The sequence below is a fragment of the Pseudomonas sp. MYb13 genome (assembly GCF_002980075.1).
GTDB lineage: Bacteria > Pseudomonadota > Gammaproteobacteria > Pseudomonadales > Pseudomonadaceae > Aquipseudomonas > Aquipseudomonas lurida.
Map to the genome: position 1 here is coordinate 288,710 of NZ_PCQI01000002.1, position 22,568 is coordinate 311,277.

Consider the following 22,568-nt stretch of genomic DNA (forward strand, 5'->3'; position numbering starts at 1 on the left):
GCCTTAGACCCGCTCATACGATACCTGCCGTTGGTCGCCTGGACCTTTCGCCGCCTCAAGATATATCTTAAGTTCTATCTTATCCAAAACGGAGAGCGCGAAAATGAGAGAGCATCACCCCCACCCCCGCGAGCACGGCGACGGCCGTGACGGGTTTGAAAAACGCCCTGGGCGTGAACGCGGTGGCCGTGGCCCGCGCGTGTTTGCCCCCGGTGACCTGAAGTTGCTGCTGTTGGCGTTGATCGGCGAACAGCCGTGCCATGGCTACGACCTGATCCGGCAGATCGAAGGCATGTTCGACGGCGCCTACAGCCCCAGCCCCGGCGTGATCTACCCGACCCTGACCTTCCTGGAAGAAACCGAGCTGGTCACGGGCGACGCCGAGGGCGGAAAAAAACGCTACACAATCACCGACGCCGGTCGTCTTTCTTTAAGTGAGCAGGCGATTGCACTGGAAGGCGTGCGCATGCGCATCGACGTCAGCAAACGCTCGTTGCGCGGCCATGATCGCCCGCCCGAAATCCACGAGGCGGTGCATAACCTGCGCCACGCCTTGCAATTGCACCATGGGCGCTGGAGCCCGGAAGAAATCATTCGCGTCGCGGCGCTGCTCAACAGCACCGCCCAAGCCATTGTCGACGGCCCGGCCGTCCCACCTGTGCAGGGGAAAGCTCAATGAATCCGCAAGTCATCCATCGCGTCACCCACGAGATCAAACGCCGTCGCCTTGAGGTGCTACGAGTCGTCGACCTCACTCCACGCATGCGCCGCATCACGTTGGGCGGGCCGGAACTGGCGGGTTTTATCAGCTTGGGCAGCGACGACCATATCAAGCTGCTGTTCCCGCAGAACGCCGCCGAACAAGCCGCGCTGGAAAGCCCGACCTTCAGTCTCAAGGGCGACGGTCCGCAACCGGCCATGCGTGACTACACACCACGGCGCTTCGACCTGAGTATCGGTGAGTTGGACATCGACTTCGTGCTGCACGGCGATGGCCCCGCGTCCACCTGGGCCGAGCAAGTGCAGGTCGGCCAGCACCTGCACATCGGCGGGCCACGGGGCTCGATGATCGTGCCGGATATCTTCGACAGCTACTTGTTGATTGGTGATGAAACGGCGATCCCGGCCATTGCGCGCCGCCTGGAAGAATTGCCCGCAGGGCGTACGGTGCTGGCGGTGATTGAAATCGCCGACGAAGCAGAGCAGCAAGCCCTGAAAAGTGCCGCCGATGTCCAGGTGAAATGGGTCGTGCGCGGCAAGGACAACTTGCTCGACACCGTGCACAACCTGACGCTGCCGAGCGGCTCGCTCTACAGCTTCGTCGCGACGGAAAGCAAGCTGTCGCGCCAGCTGCGGCGTGTGCTGCTGGATACGCACAAGGTCAATGAGGACTACCTCAAGGCCGCCGGTTACTGGCGGGCCGAGGGCAGCCAGGAAGAGTAAGCCTGGCGCGATCCAACAGGGGAAGCGGAATTACCCGCTGCCCCATTGGTTCGACGGTGATTTCAAGCCTTTATCCAGCCCCACCACCACCAGCGCGATGACGACAAACCCCACCAGAATACCCCCGGCATTCACAAATACTTGGGGATAACCCAGGGTGCTCACATCAATGAACGGGTACTGATATTGCCCGAGCAAATCCCCGCGCAGCAGTGCATAGGCGAAGTACACCAGTGGGTAAATCATCCACGCGCCAATGTGCTTGAGCCGCACACTGCCCTTGGGCACACACCGCCACCAGTAGATCAGAAACAGCACTGGCATCACGTCGTGCAGCAACTCATCCGCAATGAACTGAAAGCCTGTGGGGCTCCACAAGTGCCGTAGCAACAGGTTATAGGCCAGGCTCACCACGACGATGCTCGCGGCGATCCCACTGCTGACCGGGGGCGACAGGAAAAACCGCTTCGCCGCTGATTCCCGACGGACCAGCGCATAACTCAACACCACCACCGCCAGGGTGTTGGTGAGCACAGTGAAGAAACTGAAAAAGTTGATCAGCCCTCCGAGCAGGCTGGCGCCGGTCGACCAGCGCGAATAGAAAATCAGGTATTGCTGGATCGCCAACCCCACCCAACCGGCCAGCGCCGCCACTGCGACAAACCGCTTCATGGGATCAATCCAACGGGCGTTTGGTGCGCATCAGCTTCACATACAAACCTTCGACTTTCTCCCGCGCCCAAGGTGTCTTGCGCAAGAAGGTCAGGCTGGACTTGATGCTCGGATCGCTCTTGAAACAGCGGACATCGATGCGCTCGGCCAGGCCCTCCCATTCGTAATGTTCCACGAGCGTAGTGAGGACGTGTTGCAGGGTCACACCGTGGAGCGGGTCGTTGCTTGTCGCGGTCATGCCGGGCCTATGAAAAAAAGGGTCACGAAGGTGCATACCTTATCACCCTGCCCTGCCAGGTAAAAAAGTTCCCGTGCGCGGCAAAAAAGAGATGTTATATTGTAACGATAAATCTCTATGCCCGTTCTGCCAAGGAATGTCCTATGTCCCTCTCTTCTCTGTGGCGCTTGTCACCGCTCGCCGCCGCCCTGCTGATCGGCTCTGAAGCTCAGGCCCTTGAACTGCAACCCCAAGTCATCACCGGCAACCCACTGGGCAGCGAGCAACTCGCCTCGCCGACCACGGTGCTTGAAGGTGACGATCTGACCCTGCAACAAAAGGGCAGCCTCGGCGAGACCCTGAACAAGCAGCCCGGAGTGTCGTCATCGTACTTTGGCCCTGGTGCCAGCCGGCCGATCATTCGTGGCCAGGATGGCGACCGTATTCGCCTGCTGCGTAATGGCGTAGGCGCACTGGATGCCTCGTCACTGTCCTACGACCACGCGGTGCCGCTGGACCCGGTCAACGTCGACCGTATTGAAATCGTGCGCGGCCCCGCCGCCCTGCTGTACGGCGGCAGCGCGATCGGCGGCGTGGTCAACACCTTCGACAACCGCATCCCCACCGAAGCCATCGAGGGCATTCACGGTGCCGGTGAACTGCGTTACGGCGGCGCCGACACCACGCGCAGCAGCGCGGGCAAACTGGAAGCCGGTAACGGCACCTTCGCCTTGCACCTGGACGCCAACGCCCGGGAATTCAACGACCTGAGAATCCCCGGCGCTGCCCGCAGCCGCCACGCCCCGGAGAGCGAAGACGGCCCCGGCAAAAACGGTCGCCTGGGCAACAGCGACGGGCGCCAGGACGGCGGCGCTGTGGGCGGCGCCTACACGTGGGATGACGGTTATGCCGGGCTGTCCTACAGCAACTACGACGCTAATTACGGCTCGCCCGCCGAGCAGGACGTGCGCATCCGCATGAAGCAGGATCACTACGCGTTTGCCTCGCAGATCCGCAACCTGCAAGGCCCGTTCACCTCGGTAAAACTCGACGCCGGCTACACCGACTACGAGCACCGCGAGATCGAAGGTGGCGAGACCGGCACGATCTTCAAGAACAAGGGCTACGAAGCTCGCGTTGAGGCTCGCCACCAGCCCATCGGGCCGTTCGACGGCGTGGTCGGTGCCCAGGTGACGCGCAACGAGTTCTCGGCCCTCGGCGAAGAAGCCTTCGTACCGCAGACCGACACCAACGCCGGCGCGCTGTTTATCCTTGAGGAAATGCAGGCCACCGAGCGCCTGAAACTCAGCCTTGGCGGGCGCGTGGAACACACCAACGTCGACCCCGACGGCAAAGGCAATGCGCGCTTCGCCAGTGCCGACAAATCCAACGATTTCACCGCCGGCAGCCTGTCCTCGGGTGCGGTCTACACGCTCACGCCCATCTGGTCCCTGGCCGCGACCCTGGGCTACACCGAGCGCGCGCCGACGTTTTATGAGCTGTATGCCAACGGAGCCCACGTGGCCACCGGCACTTATGAACGGGGCAACGCCAACCTGAAAAAAGAAAAAGCCGTGTCCAGCGACCTGGCCCTGCGCTTCGACAATGGCACCCACAAGGGCAGCTTCGGCGTGTTCTACAGCCGCTTCTCCAATTACATCGGCTTGCTGGGCACCGGTCGTACCTTGAACGACGAAGGTGAAGAAGACGCAGCCGGCATCCCCGAGTACGAATACTCCGGCGTGCGTGCCCGTTTCGCCGGCTTTGAAGCCCAGGATCATTGGAAGCTGGGTGAAGGCGCCTACGGCAAGTTCGCCCTCGAACTGTCGGGCGACTACACCCGGGCCACCAACCTCGACACCGGCGAAGCCCTGCCGCGCATTGCGCCGTTGCGCGTGAACAGCGGTTTGCTGTGGGAGCTCGACCGCTGGCAGGCGCGCATCGATGTGGAGCATGCCGCAGGCCAGGGACGTGTGCCGGATAACGAGAGCGGCACCGATGGCTACACCACGTTGGGGGCGAGCGCGGGGTATCACTTCACTGTCGGTGGCAGCCAGTGGCTGGCATTTGTGAACGGGGAAAACCTGACCAACCAGACCGTGCGGTATGCCAGCTCGATCCTGCGCGACATTGCACCGGCACCGGGGCGCAGTGTGCAGTTCGGCGTGCGTACCACGTTCTAAACCTACCTTCAGGAGCCGGCTTGCTGGCGATGGCGTCCTCATGGGCCCTGTCGCTGGCAAGCCGGCTCCCACAGGGTTTGCCGGGCCTCTAGCAGCGACGTTCTGTCACTGTTACCAAATCGGAAATGATGCATCTTGCGATTTGCGCTTTCTCTTGGCGCGTCAGCACTTTATCCTTGCCGCAACAAACTGAAACGTTTCACTTCCGCGGTCGACCCCATCTTGCCGAATTCTCCTCTCCTCGAAGACAGCGCTGTCTTTCACCGACCTGCGCCTGGGGATAAATCGCCCGCCTGTGGATAACACTGCGATCCCTAGAAAAACCGAATTAACGCTGAACCAAGCCCGCGCCGAATCGTCATCTACAGTGAAGCACGGGGTTACATAATTCCAACGTAACGGAGAAACACAACTATGAGCACTGACGGTGCCTCAACGCCAAGCCGCCTGCTGCCCAGGCTGCTTGGAGTCTTGCTGCTGATCATGGGCCTGGCCTTGCTGGCCGGGGGTATCAAGCTGACGATGCTCGGCGGGTCGCTGTACTACCTGCTGGCCGGTATCGGCATCACCTTGACCGGCGTCCTGCTGCTGGCCACCCGCCGCGCTGCGCTGGGCCTGTACGCACTGGTGTTGTTCGCCAGCACTGTGTGGGCCTTGTGGGAAGTCGGCCTGGACTGGTGGCAGCTGGTGCCGCGCCTGGCACTGCTGTTCGCCCTGGGCATCGTCATGCTGCTCCCGTGGTTTCGCCGTCCGCTACTGCGCGGCCAGCCTGCCCCACTGGGCACTGGCGCGCTGAGCGTGGCCGTGGTGCTCGCTGGCGCTGCTGCCGTTGCCAGCCAATTCACCAACCCGGGTGAGATCAAAGGCCAACTGGACCGCGACGCGGTACCGGGCATGGCCAGCGCTGCACCGACCCAGGCCGATGGCGACTGGAACTCCTATGGCCGTTCGGCCTTTGGCGACCGCTACTCGCCACTGGCACAGATCACCCCGGAAAACGCGCACAAGCTGGTCCCCGCGTGGACGTTCCGCACCGGTGACATCCCAGGTCCGAACGATCCAGGTGAAACCACCGCAGAAAACACCCCGCTGAAAGTCAACGGCATGCTCTACGTGTGCACGCCGCACAGCCAGGTGATTGCACTGGACCCCGACACCGGCAAGGAAATCTGGCGCTTCGATCCGAAGATCAGCAGCCAGGGTGCCGAGAACTTCAAGGGTTGGGCACACATGACCTGCCGTGGCGTGTCGTATCACGATGACGCTGCCTACGCTTCCGAGCAGAGCCCGACTGGCAGCGCCAGCCCCGCCGCTGCACCGAATGCCTGCCCGAAACGCATCTTCGTACCGACTGCCGACACCCGCCTGATAGCCCTCAACGCCGACACCGGCAAGATGTGCGAAGACTTCGGCGACAAAGGCCAGGTCGACCTGCGTGCCAACATCGGCAGCTTCGCCCCAGGCGGTTACTACTCCACGTCGCCACCCGCTGTGACCAAGAACCTGGTGGTGATCGGCGGCCACGTGACCGACAACGTTTCCACCGATGAGCCAAGCGGCGTGATCCGCGCGTTCGACGTGCACACCGGCAAGCTGGTGTGGAACTGGGACAGCGGCAACCCGGACGACACCACGCCGTTGGCCGAGGGCAAGACCTACACCCGCAACTCGCCGAACATGTGGTCCATGTTCGCCGTGGATGAAAAACTCGGCATGCTGTACCTGCCGATGGGCAACCAGATGCCCGACCAATACGGCGGCGACCGTACCGAAGACTCGGAAAAATACAGCGCCGGCCTGACCGCCCTGGACATCGACAGTGGCCACGTGAAGTGGACCTTCCAATTCACTCACCATGACTTGTGGGACATGGACGTGGGCGGCCAGCCTTCGCTGATCGACATCAAGACCGAAGCCGGCGTGAAGCAGGCAGTGATGGCGTCGACCAAGCAAGGCAGCATCTACGTGCTGGACCGTGCCACCGGCCAACCAGTGGTGCCGATCCACGAAGTCGCGGTACCGCAAGGTGCAGTCGCTGGCGACCACACGTCGCCGACCCAACCCAAGTCCGACCTGAACTTCATGCCGCCGCCGCTCAAAGAGCGCGACATGTGGGGCGTGACGCCGTTCGACCAGATGCTGTGCCGGATTGATTTCAAATCCATGCGCTACGACGGTGCTTTCACCCCGCCATCGCTGCAGGGCTCGATCGTTTACCCAGGTAACTTCGGCGTGTTCGACTGGGGTGGCATTTCCGTCGACCCGGTTCGCCAGATTGCCTTCGTGAACCCGAGCTACATGGCGTTCAAATCGAAACTGATCCCGGCCGCCGACATCGCCAAGCAAGGTCCACGCGTCAGCGAAACCGAAGGCGTGCAGCCGAACAAAGGCGCGCCCTACGGCGTGATCCTCGAAGCCATGCTGTCGCCAATGGGCCTGCCGTGCCAGGCACCGGCATGGGGTTACGTGGCGGCGGTCGACCTGACCACCCACAAAACCATCTGGATGCACAAGAACGGCACCGTGCGTGACAGCTCGCCGGTTCCGATCCCACTGACCATGGGCGTGCCTAGCCTGGGCGGCACCTTCACCACCGCCGGTGGCGTGTCGTTCCTCAGCGGTACGCTCGACCAGTACCTGCGTGCCTACGACGTGAAGAACGGCAAGCAACTGTGGGAAGGCCGCCTGCCTGCAGGCGCGCAGACCACCCCGATGACCTACACCGGCAAGGACGGCAAGCAGTACGTGCTGGTCATGGCCGGCGGTCACGGTTCCCTGGGTACCAAACAGGGTGACTACGTGATGGCGTTCAAACTGCCGGATTAAGCGACACCGGCGGTAAAAAAAGGCGGCTACCCTCAACAGGTAGCCGCCTTTTTCATAACCCGCAGGAACAGGCTGCCGGCGCGTGCAGGGGCCGATATCAGACGGGTGAGCGCTCGCGGCGCATCCACATCTCGAACGCCATCGCGTTCAACGGCCGACTGATCAGGTAGCCCTGGGCGGTGTCGCAATTCCACTGTTTGAGCAGCTTGAGGCTGGGGGCAAACTCGACGCCTTCGGCTACCACCTTGAGGCCCAGGTTGTGGCTCATCTCGATGGTGGAACGCACGATCACCCCGTCGCTGCTGGTGCTGTTGAGGTTGCGCACGAAAGACTGGTCAATCTTCAATTCCTGCACCGGCAAACGCTGCAATTGGGCCAGCGAGGAATAACCGGTGCCGAAGTCATCCACCGACAGGCTGATGCCACAGTTGCGCAGTTGCTCCAGCACGCTGAGCGCTTGTTGCGGGTTGTGCATGATCGCGCTTTCGGTGATTTCGAAAATCAGTTGCTCGGCCTCCACCTGATACTGCATCAACAATGTGGTGACGCGAATCGCCAAGTCATTGTCGGCCAGGTCGTCCACCGAAATATTCACCGACAGCTGGATCAGCATGCCACGCTGCGCCCACTCGGCGATCTGGCGGATAGCTTCTTCGATCACCCACAGGGTCAGGCTGCCCATACTGCCGGTGCGTTCGGCCAGCGGGATGAATTCGGCTGGAGACACCTGCCCCAGCGTGGGGTGCTGCCAGCGCAACAACGCTTCGGCCTGGCGGACATAGCCGTGCTTGAGGTCGAGCTTGGGCTGGTAGCACAGGAATAACTCACCCTCGATGGCCGCACGTCGCAAGTCTCGGATAAGGGTGATCTGGCGCTGATGCACCAGGTCGCGGTCCTGCTGGTAGATCTGCAAATGCCCCGGCAGGCTAGCGGCGTCATGCCGGGCGATGGCGGCGCGGCTGATCAACTCTTCTACCTGCTGGCCATCGGCGGGGTACGCGGCGATACCGATGCTCACTTCGTGGCGCAGTTCGTCATTGCCGATGCGCTGGGGCTCGGTGAGCAGTGCGTAGAGGCGGTCGGCACGGGCCACGGCGCGGTCGATCTCGGTATTCTCGAGCAATAGCAGGAACTCGCTGCCGGTAATGCGCGCCGCCGTGTCGCTGGCCAACAGGCTCATGGACAGGCAGCGGCTGGCTTCGCGCAGCATTTCTTCTACACCTTGTGGCCCGAAACCTTCGTTGATCACCCGGTAGTTCTCGATCCCCAGGTACAGCAATACCACCGGCCGCCGCGCACTGATCGCACTGCCCAGGCGTTCCATGGCCAGCGCACGGTTGGGCAGGCCGGTGAGCGGATCGTGCAGCGCGTTGTGCGCCAGTTGTCGCTCGCGCACGGCAATCCCGCTTTGCATGGCGTTGAAAGCACGGGCCAGCAGCCCGAATTCATCGTGGCTGCGCACCCGCACTGGCGTGCGGTAGTCACCGGCACCGATGCGCTCAGCCGCCTGCACCAGGGCATTGAGCGGGCGCGACACCCGTCGCGCCAGAAACAGCGCACCGGCCAGGGACACCAGCAGCACCGCCAGGGCAATCCCGAGGAACTGCCGGTCCAGCGGTGCAAAGGATTCCAGGGCGTGGTCGAGCGGGCTTTGCAGCAACACCCGCACGTCGTCGCCATCGTCGGTGTTGGCCAGCGGCAGTACCTGGCTGAGCACCCGCTGGCCATGGAACAGATGGAACTTCGGTTCGGGGTCGACGTGGCCGTCGCGCAACAGACTCAGGGCACCGGCCTGGTAGGCATCCGGCTGGGTACTGAACAACGGCCCGGGGTTGCCGTTTTGCACACTGAGGAACGACACCTCCAGGTTGCTCATGGAGCGCAGCTCATGGGCGAACAGTGTGTCCATGGCGAAGCCCATGACAATGCGGGCGATGGGCAGAGGGTCGAGCACCTCATCCTGCACCAGCAAATAGGGGCGTCCATCCATCGCCACGATCAGCATCTGCAGCCCTGTACGCCGCGCGTTGCGCAAGGCATGGTCGTAGGGGAACACCTGGCCACGTGCAAGGATAGACAAGGTGCTGACCATGACCTTGCCATCCTGGCCCAGCACAAACACTTCACTGGCGCGGATACCGGTCCCGTGGCGACGCAGCGCGGCAAGAACCGCCGCCGCCTTGCCTTCGGCCACGGCCCGTTTGAACGGGAGATCGGCAGTCAGCCAGTCCAGGCCGTACTGCAGGCGACGCCCGCGCAAGTCAAGCAGGCGTTCGAAGACTTGGCTGCCGGTCTGCAGTTGGACTTGCGCCTGGTTTTCCACGGCGCGGGAAGTAGCGGCCTTGACGGCGAAGTAAGTGGCGGCGACGACGACCAGCAGCAACAGCGCCAGCACCCCGGCGATGCGGGTTTGGAACGTGTGGCGCCACCTCATTGCAGTGCCCTCTGGCAGCGTTCGCCTCTCTCTGCCATTACGTCCTTTTGTCATGTGCATTCCTTGCGACAGCTGACCTGGCGTCAAAAAAACATCTATTTTAGTAGGATATTTGGTTTTAGCAGATTAGCTGGGAGTGGGCTTGAGTGCACCCAATAAAAACGGGGGATTTGGTGGCGGTTTTTTGGCGACAGAGGGTTGGCTGTGTTGGGAAGCTGAATCCATCTCCGTTATTTGGGTAACGGCCGCTATGGGTTCCGCCCTCACGGCGGTTCACTGTTGGAAAAGAGCCTGGAATGCGGGCGATGCAGGCAACTCGGTACAGCAGGCAGACCGGGTTGATGCCATCGCAGGCAAGCCAGCTCCCACCTTTGACAGAGGTCGGCAGAAAGAAACCGGTCGGCTTTGAGGCCGCCGTGCTTGGCTGAGAGATCGCTCACCTATCTGCTTTTCTGTGGGAGCTGGCTTGCCTGCGAAGCTGACACCTCGGTACAGCAGGCAGACCGGGTTGATGCCATCGCAGGCAAGCCAGTTCCCACCTTTGAACGAGGTCGGCTCTAAGGTCGCCGCACTTTTGTTTTTGATCGGAGCCTGGTCGAGGTGCCGAGTGTTGGGGCGAGGACTTTTTGGTGGCTTTTGGCTGGGCCGGCATCCCGGTCCCTCCAAAAGTGAACCGCTGCAGGAGCGGGACCCTAAGCAGCCGTTACCGCAGCAACGGATATGGACTCAATCAATCAAAGACAACGCGCCCGCATAAAATCCCCCCACCGCCGCACCAGATAATTATGCTCATCCATCACCGAATTCCACACAGCAATATGCCCCATACGCTGCTCATAAGACCCCCCATCCCGCACTTCCCCCACATCAATCAACGGCAACCCATCACTGCCCGACAACTCCTCCCGCGCGGGTTTGCCGGCATACCAGTAATCCCACTCCGCGCTGCTCAAGTGATCACGACTACGCGCCGGGTTACCGATGTAATACCCCTGCCGTGCCATCACCGCCCCAGGCCAGCCGGACAGCCACCAGTTTAAATAGGCATAGGCCGCATCCAGCACGGGCCCCTTGGCATGCCGGGAAAGGGACAAGCCACCAAACCACGCCCGGTACCCTTCACGCGGCACCGCCAAGCGGTATTTCACCCCGGCGCGATGCAAACGCATCAAGGTCGGCGACCACAGGCTCTGGATATCGATGCTCGGGCTCAGCATCAACTGCGCGGCCTCTTCATCATCGGACCAGAACGCCGCGAAGTGCCCTTCCTTACGTTTACGCACGAGGATGTCGGCGAGCACGTCGATCTCTTCGATGCTCATATTGCCGATGTCCCTGAAACTCGCCAGCCCCGCGCCCTGCACCGCCAATGCGGCGTCCAGGGCGCCAATGGCGGCGTCGCTTTGCAAGGCGGTACGCGCACGCCACGCGGGATCGAGCAGCCAGCCCCAGCTTTCGTTGCCGTGGCAAAAACCTTCGGGCAGGCGCTCGGGTCGGTAGGCGAAGCTGTCGGCGTTGTGAGTCAGGGGCAGCATGCTGATGCGCTCGGTGACCGTGCTGCCCAAGCTGCCATCGTGTTGCACGAATAGGCGCTCGCTGGGCACGCTACCACTGCCCAGGCGATCGTTGGCCGACAGGCGCCCGCGCTTGGGCAGGTCATTGATCTCGTGCCACAGCGCAATGCGCCGGGTGTCGATGGGCTGGATCGCACGGGCTGGCCACACGAAGTCGACATTGTGAAACCACTGGTCGTACAGGTCGTAGCTCTCGGGCTGCATCACTGCGATACGCTGGGCCTGTTCGACGTCATGCACCTGGTACACCAAGCGAATGCCCAACTCCTGTTCGGCGCGTACACGCAAGCATTCGAGCAGGGTGACCGAGGTGCCGAGGACGCGAAGTGTGATCATGCCGCGAACCGCCGCGAGAACACGTCGAAGGAGCGCCGCAGCAGCGCCGGGTCGAGTCCGCGCAGGATAAACACCAGGCGCGATCGGCGATCACTGCCCGGCCACGCAGGCAAATGCACCGGCGCATGCAGGCAATGCTGCACTCCATGAATGACGATGGGAGCGTTACTGGCGTTCACGTTGAGCAGCCCTTTGACACGAAGGATTCGTTCGCCATGGCATCTTAACAGCATCGACAACCACACCCCGAACCCCACCCAATCCAGTGGCTGGTCAAAGGTCAGGCTGCACACTTGCGCATCACCGTGGGTGGCCGTGGTGGTGCGATGCAGCTGCCAGCGATTGACCTCCACCGCGGGTTCGGGACTGCGCAGGCCTTCACCGAGCAGCAGTTGATCACCGCTGTGGATATCGTGGGTATCCAGCATCGGCGTACCGGCATTGAGCGCCTGCAAATGCGCGCGCAGTGCCGCGCAGTCGCCGGCCAGATCGGTCTTGCTCAGCAGCAGGCGATCCGCCGCCGCCACCTGCGCCAACCACTCCGGGTGCAAGCGTTCTTGCAGCGCGGCGTGGCTGGCGTCGACCAAGGTGATCACCAGGCCGATATGGAAACGCCCGCGCAGTTGCACATCGTTGTTCAACGTGGCGAGGATCGGCGCCGGGTCGGCCAGGCCGGTGGTCTCCAGGATCACCCGCTTGAAGGCCGGGATTTCACCGCGCTCGCGGCGTTGCAACAGGCCGAGCAGCGCGTCTTTCAACTCACCACGGATCGAACAGCACACGCAGCCGCTGGGCAGCAACACCGTATCCGGCGCGACCTCCTCCACCAGCAGGTGGTCGATGCCGACATCGCCGAATTCGTTGATCAGCAACGCGGTGTCGCCCAGGCTTTCGCCTTGCAGCAGGCGCTTGAGCAAGGTGGTCTTGCCGCTGCCGAGGAAGCCGGTAATGACGTTGAGGGCGATGCTCATGCGGGTGACTCCAGATGATCCAGCAAGCGCGGATCGAGGGGATCCAGCGGACGGCCAAGCAGGGTCTCGGCGGCCTGCCAGAGCTGATCCAGGCCACTGGCGAGTGCCTGTTTACCGGTGGCGCCCAACAACAGGTAGGACGCGCCCTGGAAGTCTTCAACCTTGAGCCGGAACACCGCCAGCACCTGGTTGATCGCCGCGATCCTGCGCAGGCGTTCGCGACGCCGGGGCAGTTCGTCGCCCAGGGGGTCGCTCCAGTGCAGGTCTTCGCCAAGCAATCCGCAGAGTCCGCACATGACTACACCCCGCTCATGGCATGACGTCGCCGGAGTTCGGGCCCAGGGTCTGGCCGACGAACAAATTGCCCCCCGGCTCGCTGGCCAGCAGCACCGCAACCGGTGCCACTTCGTCCGCCAGGCCGAAGCGGCCCAGGGGCAGCTCCTTGGCCTTGGCGCGTTTCCAGTCTTCGCTGATACCGCCCACCAACGGCGTCTCGATGGGGCCGGGGGCGATGGCGTTGACCAGCACATTGTCCTTGGCCACCTCCAGCGCCAGGGACTTGGTAAAGCCGATCACCCCGGCCTTGGCCGCGGCGTAATGGGTGAGTTCAGCACCGCCCTTGATACCCAACTGTGAAGCGACGTTGATGATCCGACCCCAACGCTGCGCGAGCATGTGCGGCAAGGCGCGCTGGCTGGCGACGAATACACTGGTGAGGTCGACACGCAACATGTCGTTCCACATCTCGATGCTCAGGTCGACGCAGCGCGCCTGGGTGAGCATGCCGGCATTGTTGACCAGGATATCGATACCGCCGAACTGTTCGACGCAACGGTCGACACTGGCCTGGGCGCCCTCGACGGTACCCACGTCGGCCAGGCATTCGAACACCTCGGCGCCCAGGTTGCGGCAGGTGATCGCGGTTTCGGCGAGGCTGGCCGCGTTGCGGTCGGCCAGCACCAGGCGCGCGCCTTCGGCGGCGTAGGCGCGGGCGATAGCAGCACCGATGCCGCTGCCGGCGCCGGTGATCACGGCGCGGCGATTAGGAAGTTGAGGCATGTAAATTCTCCTGAATCAAACACAGGTCCACATTTGGATTGATGTACACCCGTCAGTCCGGCCAGCGTACGGTCAGGCCACCGTCGATGACGATGCTTTGCCCGGTCAAATAGCTCGACGCCTCACTGGTCAAAAACTGCACCAACGACGCCACTTCATCCGCCCGCCCTACCCGGCCCAGCGGGATGGCCCGCGCCGCTTTCGCCAAGCCTTCCGGCCCCAGCGAGTTCTTTGCATCCAGGGACTGCGGCGTCTCGATCAACCCCGGGATCACCGCGTTGCAACGGATACCCATCGGCGCCAACTCCACCGCCAGCGACCGGCACAACCCTGGCACACCGGCCTTGGCCGCCGCGTAATGGCTGTGTTCCTGCCAGCCATACACGCCACCGGCAATGGATGAAATTGCCACCAGCGCACCGCCCTCGCTCATGTGCCGAGTCGCCGCGCGGAAGGTGCGCATCACCCCCGTCAGATCAATATTCAGCATCTCTTCCCACAGCGCGTCAGTCATCTCCAGCAGCGGTGCGCGGCGCAGCAAGCCCGCATTCGCCACGGCATAATCAAGTCGACCAAAATGCTGTACCGCCTGCGCGGCCAGGGCGTCCACCGAGGCGGTATTGCCCACGTCCAGCGGCAGCATCAGGCACTCGCCACCCGCCTCTTCCACCCGGCGGACAGTGGCATGCGGGTCATGAGGATCGGCCGGGTAATACCCGCCCACCACGGCCACGCCAACGCGGGCATAAGCCACGGCAAGGGCTTGGCCGATGCCGCTGGCGGCTCCGGTAATCAACGCAACTTTACGGCTCATCGAAAACTCCTTACTGAACGGTTTCCGGGCGCACATGGCGCGCGGCAAACATCAGGGCGCCAGACAGGAAGCACGGCAGTGCACCGAACCACAGCGCGGCGGTCTGCCAGTCGCTGCCGGCGGACAACACCTGGGTCGCACCAAAACCTGCGACCACCGCACCGATCGGGCCCATGGCATGGATGATCGCGCCGCCGGTGGCGCGGATGCTGGTCGGGAAACTTTCACTGATAAAGAACAGCGCCGCCGAGTACGGCCCGATCAGGAAGAACAGGCCCAGGCTGTACAGCCCGACCACCATCGGCATATTGCTCGGGCCAAACAGCATGCCGGCAAACGCCAGGCCGCCGAGCATCCAACCCAGGCCGATCACGTTGCGGCGGCCGATCTTGTCGCCCATCCAGCCGTGGCTGAGGTAGCCGCAGTAACCCACCAGGTTCGACAGTACGAGGATGATCAACGAGTTCTCGAACGAGATGTGGTGCACGCTGACGATCACCGAAGTGCCGAGCACGCTGAACACCTGGATCGCGGCCCAGTTGAGCAACAGTGCAGCGCCGATCACCAGGGTGGCGCGGCGGGCCGGGCCACGGAAGGCGGCCTTGAGACCGGCCTTGCTGTGTTCGTCGTAGTCCACGCCGTAGGTCACGGCGACGTTCTGCGCTTCTTTCACCGCGCCGCTTTTACGCAGCTCGCTGATGCGCTGGTGAATCTGGAACTGCGGGCTCTCCTTGAGCTTGCGCGCCATGATCGCGATCACCACCGCCGGAATCGCGGCGAAGATAAAGCAACCCTGCCAGCCGATGATCGGCAGCAATAACGCGGTCAACCCGGCGGCGATCAATGCACCGACCGGCCAGCCGCCCTGCACCAGGCTGTAGATAAAGCCACGACGCTTGGTCAGGCGCGGGTCTTCCGAGGCGCCGTACAGCTCGCTCAGGTAGGTGGCATTGACGGTTTCCTCGGCATAGCCCAGGCCGCCCAACGAACGGATCAGAATCAGCGGCGACTTGCCCCACGCGCCGCCGATCGCAGTCAACGCCGAGCAAAGCGCAGAGCCGGCCACGGTGAAGATAATGCCTTTGCGCCGCCCCAGCTTATCGACGACGGGGCCAATGGCGAAGGCGACCACGGCCGTGCCCACCGCCACCCAGGTCGCGATTTCAGCTTGCTCCACTTCACCCCAGCCAAAGTGCCGGCCGATCTCGGGCAACAACGTGCCGAACAGAATGAAGTCATACACCGCAAACACCCAGGCGAAAAACGCGATCCAGGTGGCGAAGCGCACCTCCTTGGATGTCAGTTGCCGGGGTTTCCAGCCAGTCAGGTCAAGCTTGTTGTAGATGGACATGGGTCGCGCCTCTGGGGGTTGACCTGTAGGAGCCGGCCCCTACAGGGATGGGGTTCAGCTACGGGGTTGGCGGCGGATAAAGTCGTCGGCGATTTCGTCGAAGGTGACAAAGCGCACGCCGGCATGGCTCTGGATATGTTCGATCAGGCGCTCAAGCATCAGCAGCACTTGCGGGCGGCCGGAGACATCGGGGTGGATGGTCATGGTGAACACCGCGTGCTCGTGTTCGCGGTAGACCCAGTCGAACTGGTCGCGCCACATTTCTTCCAGGTGACGCGGGTTGACGAAGCCATGGCTGTTGGGGGCTTTCTTGATGAACATCATCGGCGGCAGGTCGTCGAGGTACCAGTTGGCCGGGATCTCCACCAGGTCAGTCTCTTCGCCACGCACCAGGGGTTTCATCCAGGTGTCGGGGTGCTGGCTGTAGTCGATCTTGGTCCAGCTGTCGCCCTTGCGCACGTAATAGGGGTGGAAGTCGTTGTGCATCAGGCTGTGGTCGTACTTGATGCCTTTTTTCAACAGCAGCTCGTTGGTGACCTTGCTGAATTCCCACCACGGTGCGACATAACCGGTGGGGCGCTTGCCGGTGACCTGGGTGATCAGCTCGATGGACTTATCCAGGACGATTTCTTCCTGCTCGGCGGTCATGGCGATGGGGTTTTCGTGGCTGTAGCCATGCACGCCGATTTCGTGACCGGCGTCGGCCACGGCCTTCATCTGCTCGGGGAAGGTTTCCATCGAATGGCCAGGGATAAACCAGGTGGTGCGCAGGCCGTAGCGTTCGAACAGTTTGAGCAGGCGCGGCGCGCCGACTTCACCGGCGAACAGGCCCCGGGAGATATCGTCCGGCGAGTCTTCGCCGCCGTAGGAACCGAGCCAGCCGGCGACGGCATCGACGTCGACGCCAAATGCACAGAGGATGTCTTTAGCCATGGTGTGTCTCCTTAAACGTTAAGTACGGTTTCGACGGACAGCGCCGCGCGCAGCAGGCGTGCGTCTTCTCCCACCGGGGCGCTGAGCAGCAACCCGGTGGGCAGGCCCTGGGCATCGCGGCCGCTGGGCAGGGTGACGCCGGGCATGTCGAGCAAACTGCCGGGCATCGTCAGGCGCAGGGTGGCGAGGTTGGTGCTGACGAACAGGTCGTCGTCGGCTTCCAGCGGCGCCAACGCCGGTGCGACGTGGGCGACGGTGGGGGTGATAAGGACGGCACCGTCGAGGTCTTGGATCAGTTGTTGTTGCAGGTGGCGGCGGGCGTCGGCCAGGTGGATGAGCTGGCTGGCCGGCAGTGAGCGCGCGGCTTCAAGGCGGCGGCGTACGCGGGGGTCGAGTTGTTCGGCGTCGGGGCTGTCGAGCAGCGCTTCATGCAGGGCGAAGGCTTCAAAAGCGCCGAGCCAGCCGTGCTGTTTGATCAGATCCAGCGTCGCCTGGAAGGTCGGGCAGTCGCGCTCTTCGATCAGTGCGCCCTGGGCTTTGAGTTGCTCCACGGTGCGCAACAGATTGTTGCGCACAGCGGGTTCGGCGTCCTGTTGTGCCAACACAAAGCGCTGGCCCTTGAGGCTGCGGGCGCGGTGGGTTTGGGTACGGCCGTGCAACAGATCGTCGATGGCCAGCGCATCCCGCACGCTGCGGGTCAGCGGGCCGAGGCTGTCGAGGGTATGGGCCAGCGGGAACACCCCGTCGCGGCTGTAGCGTCGGCTGCTGCTGCGGTAACCCACCAGGCCATTGAGGGCCGCCGGAATGCGGATCGAACCCGCCGTGTCAGTGCCAATGGCGATCGGCACGACAGCGGCGGCAACGGCCACCGCCGAGCCCGACGACGAGCCACCCGGGATGCGCGGTTCGTCTGCGCCATGGGGATTGTGCGGCGTGCCGAAATGCGGGTTCAGGCCCAGGCCGGAATACGCCAGTTCGCTGAGGTTGGTCTTGCCGACACTGACCATCCCGGCACGGCACAACAGGCCGACAGTGGGCGCATCAAGCAATGCAGCGGGAGCGTTGCGGCGATAGGCGGCGCCCGCCGTGGTGATGCTGCCGGCTACATCGAACAGGTCCTTCCAGGCCAGCGGCACGCCATCGAACACGCTCAATGGCTGGCCAGCACGCCAGCGCGCAGCGGCGGCTTCAGCTTCGCGGCGCGCGCGTCCAGCGGTCAGGCTGATAAAGACTGCCGGGGTCTGGCTGGCTTTTTCGAGTGCCTGTTCGAGTGCTTGCACGGGGTCGCTGCGACCGCTGGCGAAATCCTCGGCCATTGATGTGGCGTCTGACATCAGGATGCCCCTCATAAAACGTACATATTAATAAAATGTACATTTTACAAAGGCAGAATTCGTGCCAGTCTCTGGTGACGTGTGTGTGCGCTTTACAGCAATAGCGACCAGAGCTACGGGATAGATGGTTTTAATCGGTAGAAAAAATTCTTGCGCGGCGGTGGGAAAGCGCTCTCAATGAAATAATGTATCTTTTATTAATAAATACATTTTGGTGCAGAAAAGTAACATTCCTACAGCCAAGGCCCCAAAAAAGTGCCACTGACGTGGCGCAGAGTGACAGGCGCAAGTTATGAGAGAATCCCCGGCCACCGTCCTACGCCCTTCAGAGAAAGCGATGAAAGCAGTGTCCGCCTCGGCCTCCCGTTACGCGATGATTCACCAAGTGATGCGCGACGCGATCGTCAACGGTACGGCGCGCCACGGCCTGGTCTTATTGGAAGCACCGCTGGCCGAACTGTTCGGCACCAGCCGCGTGCCGGTGCGCAAGGCCCTGGACCTGCTGCACGAAGAGGGGCTGATCTGTCGCTTCAACGGCCGGGGTTACCTGATCAACCCCGAAGGCCTGGCGATGGAGCCACTGCGCCTGCCCTTGAGCCATGCGCACCTGGGGCTCAACGGTGAAGATGAACTGGTGGACACGCGGCCACTGGGCGAGCGCATCGTCGAAGAGATCGGCGCGGCGCTGTCTACCTGCATTGCCTTCGGCCATTACCGCCTGGACGAGCAAGCCGCGGCCGACCACTACGGCGTCAGCCGCGCGGTAGTGCGCGAAGCGTTGATGCGCCTGCGCGACCGTGGCCTGGTGGAAAAGGAACCCTACTCCCAATGGCTGGCGGGCCCCCTGACCGCACGGGAAGTCACCGAAGACTACGAGCTGCGCGCATGCCTGGAGCCCGAAGCCCTGCGCCAGAGCGCGCCCAACCTCGACCGCGAGCTGCTTGAAGCCATGTTGCAGCGCGTACTGGATGCCCAGCAAAGCCCCCACTTCAGCCTGGAGGCCATCGAACAGATCGAAGAGGACTTGCACCAACGCTGCCTGGCCGGTTTGCAGAATCGCAAGATCGCCGCGCTGATTCGCCAGGGACAGAGCCCGATGATCATCAGTCGGATTTTCTACCGTTTACTGGGGATTGGCGCTGATCCAGCGATGTTGGCCGAACATCGGTTGATTCTGGAGCTGTTGCTGCACGGCGCGGTGGACGCGGCAGCGTTGAACCTGCGCGAGCATTTGCAGCGTGCACGCCAGCGCATGTTGCAGCGTTTGAAGGTGCTTTCTGTACTGCCCGAACAGCCACTTCCCGCCTATTTGCACAAAATCAGCTGATCGTGGGCAACACAAACCGTGGGAGCTGGCTTGCCTGCTCCCCACAGGTACTGCGGCGCTTTCGTTAATATCATGCAATTTGTTGCTATCTACCCCCCACCATTGAAACCACCGCTGCCCCGCCCCATCTAAGCACCATACTTCCTTATGCAGGTGCCCCATGAGCGACCAGCAAGATTTCCCCGATTACGACTTGAACGACTACGCAGACCCCGAAAACGCTGAATCCCCATCGTCCAATACCGGCCTGGCCCTGCCTGGGCAAAACCTGCCGGACAAGGTCTATATCATCCCGATCCACAACCGGCCCTTCTTCCCGGCGCAAGTGCTGCCGGTGATCGTCAATGAAGAGCCGTGGGCCGAAACCCTGGAGCTGGTGAGCAAATCCGACCACCACTCCCTGGCCCTGTTCTTCATGGACACACCGCCAGAAGACCCGCGCCACTTCGACACCTCCAGCCTGCCGCTGTACGGCACCCTGGTGAAGGTGCACCACGCGAGCCGCGAGAACGGCAAGCTGCAGTTCGTGGCCCAGGGCCTGACCCGCGTGCGCATCAAGACCTGGCTCAAGCACCACCGCCCACCGTACCTGGTGGAAGTCGAATACCCGCACCAGCCGAGCGAGCCGACCGACGAGGTCAAGGCCTATGGCATGGCGCTGATCAATGCGATCAAGGAACTGCTGCCGCTCAACCCGCTGTACAGCGAAGAGCTGAAGAACTACCTCAACCGCTTCAGCCCCAACGATCCGTCGCCACTCACCGACTTCGCCGCCGCGTTGACCTCGGCCACCGGTAACGAGTTGCAGGAAGTGCTGGACTGCGTGCCCATGCTCAAGCGCATGGAAAAAGTGCTGCCGATGCTGCGCAAGGAAGTCGAAGTCGCACGCCTGCAAAAAGAACTCTCCGCCGAGGTGAACCGCAAGATCGGCGAACACCAGCGCGAGTTCTTCCTCAAGGAACAACTCAAGGTCATCCAGCAGGAGCTGGGCTTGACCAAGGACGACCGCAGTGCGGATGTCGAACAGTTCGAACAACGCCTGGAAGGCAAGGTGCTGCCGGCGCAGGCGAAGAAACGCATTGATGAAGAGCTGAACAAACTGTCGATCCTCGAAACCGGCTCGCCGGAATACGCGGTGACACGCAACTACCTCGACTGGGCCACCTCAGTGCCGTGGGGCGTGTACGGCGAGGACAAACTCGACCTCAAGCACGCGCGCAAGGTACTGGATAAACACCACGCAGGCCTGGATGACATCAAGAGTCGCATCCTCGAGTTCCTCGCGGTGGGCGCCTATAAAGGCGAGGTCGCCGGTTCCATCGTACTGCTGGTCGGCCCGCCAGGCGTGGGCAAGACCAGCGTCGGTAAATCCATCGCCGAGTCCCTGGGGCGGCCGTTCTATCGCTTCAGCGTGGGCGGCATGCGCGACGAGGCCGAGATCAAGGGCCATCGCCGCACCTACATCGGCGCGATGCCGGGCAAGTTGGTGCAGGCGCTCAAGGATGTCGAGGTGATGAACCCGGTGATCATGCTCGACGAGATCGACAAGATGGGCCAGAGCTACCAGGGCGACCCAGCGTCGGCGCTGCTGGAAACCCTCGACCCGGAGCAGAACGTCGAATTCCTCGATCACTACCTGGACCTGCGGCTGGACCTCTCCAAGGTGCTGTTTGTGTGCACGGCCAACACCCTGGACTCCATCCCGGGCCCGCTGCTGGACCGCATGGAAGTGATTCGCCTGTCGGGCTATATCACCGAAGAGAAAGTCGCCATCGCCAAGCGCCACCTGTGGCCTAAACAGCTGGAAAAAGCCGGTGTGTCGAAAAACACCCTGACCATCAGCGATGGCGCCCTGCGTGCATTGATCGACGGCTACGCCCGCGAAGCCGGGGTGCGCCAGCTGGAGAAGCAGTTGGGCAAACTGGTGCGCAAAGCGGTGGTCAAGCTGCTGGATGAGCCGAACTCGGTGATCAAGATCGGCAACAAGGACCTGGAAAGCTCCCTGGGCATGCCCGTGTTCCGCAATGAACAAGTGCTGTCCGGCACCGGTGTGATCACCGGCCTGGCCTGGACCAGCATGGGCGGCGCGACCTTGCCGATCGAAGCAACGCGCATCCACACGCTCAATCGCGGCTTCAAGCTGACCGGGCAGTTGGGTGAGGTGATGAAAGAATCCGCCGAAATCGCCTACAGCTACATCAGTTCGAATCTGAAGTCGTTTGGCGGTGATCCGAAGTTCTTCGATGAAGCCTTCGTGCACTTGCACGTGCCGGAAGGTGCCACGCCGAAAGACGGCCCGAGCGCAGGTGTGACCATGGCCAGTGCGCTACTGTCCCTGGCACGTAACCAGCCGCCGAAGAAAGGTGTGGCCATGACTGGCGAGCTGACACTGACCGGGCATGTGCTGCCCATTGGCGGCGTGCGCGAGAAGGTGATCGCGGCGCGACGCCAGAAGATTCATGAGCTGATTTTGCCGGAGCCGAATCGCGGCAGCTTTGAAGAGTTGCCGGAGTACCTGAAGGAAGGCATGACCGTGCACTTTGCCAAGCGCTTTGCGGACGTGGCGAAGGTGTTGTTCTGATAGATAGGTAGTGCCTGGCCTGGCCTGCGATGGGGCCAGGCCCTGCGCACAAAAGCCCCTCTTGTCACACCTTGTCTCATCTTCGGTTATGCTCGGTCTTCGTCGCCACACAACGGAGCCCCCATGACCGCTGCCCGCCTGCTTCTCCCCTTGAGCCTTGCCCTGCTGGCTGCGTGCGCCAGCGCACCGAAGCAAAACATCAGCGTGGAAAACCAGAGCACCTGCCCGCTCCAGCTTAAGACCGGGCAGAACCTGACCCTCACCCTGCCAAGCAACCCCACTACGGGTTACCGCTGGGCCATCCAGGACTCCGCTGGCGGCGTGCTGCGTGCGTTGAGCCCCGAGGTCTACAGCAGCGCGGAATCCGGTGTGATCGGTGGTGGCGGCCAGTCGACCTGGCGTTTCCAGGCCTTCGCGGCCGGCCAGGGGCGTTTACGCCTGACCTCCCAGCAACCCTGGGAACCGGAAGCCGAACCCGTCGAAACCTTTGACTGCGCCATTACGGTGAACTGA

The 22,568-nt window shown here is 62.5% G+C and carries 18 protein-coding genes; 7 read left to right on the forward strand and 11 right to left on the reverse strand.

All coding sequences use genetic code 11. The features are described from left to right. Positions 1 to 103 precede the first annotated feature (103 nt). Both CQ002_RS04810 and CQ002_RS04815 read left to right on the forward strand, forming a co-directional pair. A complete protein-coding gene (locus tag CQ002_RS04810; RefSeq protein WP_034102364.1) occupies positions 104 to 679 on the forward strand; it encodes a PadR family transcriptional regulator in 576 nt (191 codons plus the stop codon). Then, complete coding sequence (locus CQ002_RS04815; RefSeq protein ID WP_105161708.1) at positions 676 to 1,443, forward strand: siderophore-interacting protein; 768 nt, start codon at positions 676 to 678, stop codon at positions 1,441 to 1,443. The genes CQ002_RS04810 and CQ002_RS04815 overlap by 4 nt, the downstream gene beginning before the upstream one ends. A gap of 30 nt (positions 1,444 to 1,473) precedes the next feature. Here CQ002_RS04815 and CQ002_RS04820 read toward each other — a convergent pair whose 3' ends face one another. Both CQ002_RS04820 and CQ002_RS04825 read right to left on the reverse strand, forming a co-directional pair. Further along, a complete protein-coding gene (locus CQ002_RS04820) occupies positions 1,474 to 2,115 on the reverse strand; it encodes a Pr6Pr family membrane protein (RefSeq protein WP_105161707.1) in 642 nt (213 codons plus the stop codon). 4 nt (positions 2,116 to 2,119) lie between these two features. Next, positions 2,120 to 2,353, reverse strand: a complete 234-nt coding sequence (locus CQ002_RS04825; protein ID WP_016977534.1) for a VF530 family DNA-binding protein — start codon at positions 2,351 to 2,353, stop codon at positions 2,120 to 2,122. A 143-nt stretch (positions 2,354 to 2,496) separates the two neighbouring features. On the opposite strand from CQ002_RS04825, the gene CQ002_RS04830 reads away from it, so the two are divergent. Both CQ002_RS04830 and CQ002_RS04835 read left to right on the forward strand, forming a co-directional pair. Continuing rightward, positions 2,497 to 4,515, forward strand: coding sequence for a TonB-dependent receptor (locus CQ002_RS04830; protein ID WP_105161706.1), 2,019 nt, complete (start codon positions 2,497 to 2,499; stop codon positions 4,513 to 4,515). Positions 4,516 to 4,929: 414 nt separating this feature from the next. Further along, the gene (locus CQ002_RS04835; RefSeq protein WP_034102359.1) at positions 4,930 to 7,341 is read left to right on the forward strand and encodes a glucose/quinate/shikimate family membrane-bound PQQ-dependent dehydrogenase; all 2,412 of its coding nucleotides are present in this window, start codon (positions 4,930 to 4,932) and stop codon (positions 7,339 to 7,341) included. Positions 7,342 to 7,438: 97 nt separating this feature from the next. Here the strand turns inward: CQ002_RS04835 and CQ002_RS04840 are convergent, their stop codons facing one another. The 9 genes from CQ002_RS04840 to CQ002_RS04880 all read right to left on the reverse strand — a co-directional run bounded on the left by CQ002_RS04840 (position 7,439) and on the right by CQ002_RS04880 (position 18,147). Next, on the reverse strand, positions 7,439 to 9,775 hold the full coding sequence (locus tag CQ002_RS04840) for a bifunctional diguanylate cyclase/phosphodiesterase (RefSeq protein WP_105161705.1): 2,337 nt from the start codon (positions 9,773 to 9,775) through the stop codon (positions 7,439 to 7,441). A gap of 734 nt (positions 9,776 to 10,509) precedes the next feature. Then, the gene (locus CQ002_RS04845; RefSeq protein ID WP_034102357.1) at positions 10,510 to 11,685 is read right to left on the reverse strand and encodes a PotD/PotF family extracellular solute-binding protein; all 1,176 of its coding nucleotides are present in this window, start codon (positions 11,683 to 11,685) and stop codon (positions 10,510 to 10,512) included. Continuing rightward, positions 11,682 to 12,656, reverse strand: coding sequence for a GTP-binding protein (locus CQ002_RS04850; RefSeq protein ID WP_034102356.1), 975 nt, complete (start codon positions 12,654 to 12,656; stop codon positions 11,682 to 11,684). Before CQ002_RS04850 ends, CQ002_RS04845 begins: the two co-directional genes overlap by 4 nt. Further along, complete coding sequence (locus tag CQ002_RS04855; protein ID WP_034102355.1) at positions 12,653 to 12,952, reverse strand: hypothetical protein; 300 nt, start codon at positions 12,950 to 12,952, stop codon at positions 12,653 to 12,655. Before CQ002_RS04855 ends, CQ002_RS04850 begins: the two co-directional genes overlap by 4 nt. 13 nt (positions 12,953 to 12,965) lie before the next feature. Then, positions 12,966 to 13,715, reverse strand: a complete 750-nt coding sequence (locus tag CQ002_RS04860) for an SDR family NAD(P)-dependent oxidoreductase (protein WP_034102354.1) — start codon at positions 13,713 to 13,715, stop codon at positions 12,966 to 12,968. 52 nt (positions 13,716 to 13,767) lie between these two features. Beyond that, the gene (locus CQ002_RS04865) at positions 13,768 to 14,529 is read right to left on the reverse strand and encodes an SDR family NAD(P)-dependent oxidoreductase (protein WP_105161704.1); all 762 of its coding nucleotides are present in this window, start codon (positions 14,527 to 14,529) and stop codon (positions 13,768 to 13,770) included. Between the two features lie 10 nt (positions 14,530 to 14,539). Then, positions 14,540 to 15,880, reverse strand: a complete 1,341-nt coding sequence (locus tag CQ002_RS04870) for an MFS transporter (protein WP_034102352.1) — start codon at positions 15,878 to 15,880, stop codon at positions 14,540 to 14,542. Positions 15,881 to 15,934: 54 nt separating this feature from the next. Continuing rightward, positions 15,935 to 16,813: a polysaccharide deacetylase gene (locus CQ002_RS04875; RefSeq protein ID WP_034096065.1), complete on the reverse strand. Its 879-nt coding sequence runs from the start codon at positions 16,811 to 16,813 to the stop codon at positions 15,935 to 15,937. An 11-nt stretch (positions 16,814 to 16,824) separates the two neighbouring features. Beyond that, complete coding sequence (locus tag CQ002_RS04880; protein WP_105161703.1) at positions 16,825 to 18,147, reverse strand: amidase; 1,323 nt, start codon at positions 18,145 to 18,147, stop codon at positions 16,825 to 16,827. 337 nt (positions 18,148 to 18,484) lie between these two features. Between CQ002_RS04880 and CQ002_RS04885 the strand changes: the two genes are divergently transcribed. From CQ002_RS04885 to CQ002_RS04895, 3 genes are all read left to right on the forward strand, one after another. Next, the gene (locus CQ002_RS04885) at positions 18,485 to 19,474 is read left to right on the forward strand and encodes a GntR family transcriptional regulator (protein ID WP_105161702.1); all 990 of its coding nucleotides are present in this window, start codon (positions 18,485 to 18,487) and stop codon (positions 19,472 to 19,474) included. 160 nt (positions 19,475 to 19,634) lie between these two features. Next, entirely contained in the window at positions 19,635 to 22,055 is a 2,421-nt protein-coding gene (gene lon, locus CQ002_RS04890) for an endopeptidase La (protein WP_069021932.1), read from the forward strand. A gap of 123 nt (positions 22,056 to 22,178) precedes the next feature. Further along, complete coding sequence (locus CQ002_RS04895) at positions 22,179 to 22,568, forward strand: protease inhibitor I42 family protein (protein ID WP_034102348.1); 390 nt, start codon at positions 22,179 to 22,181, stop codon at positions 22,566 to 22,568.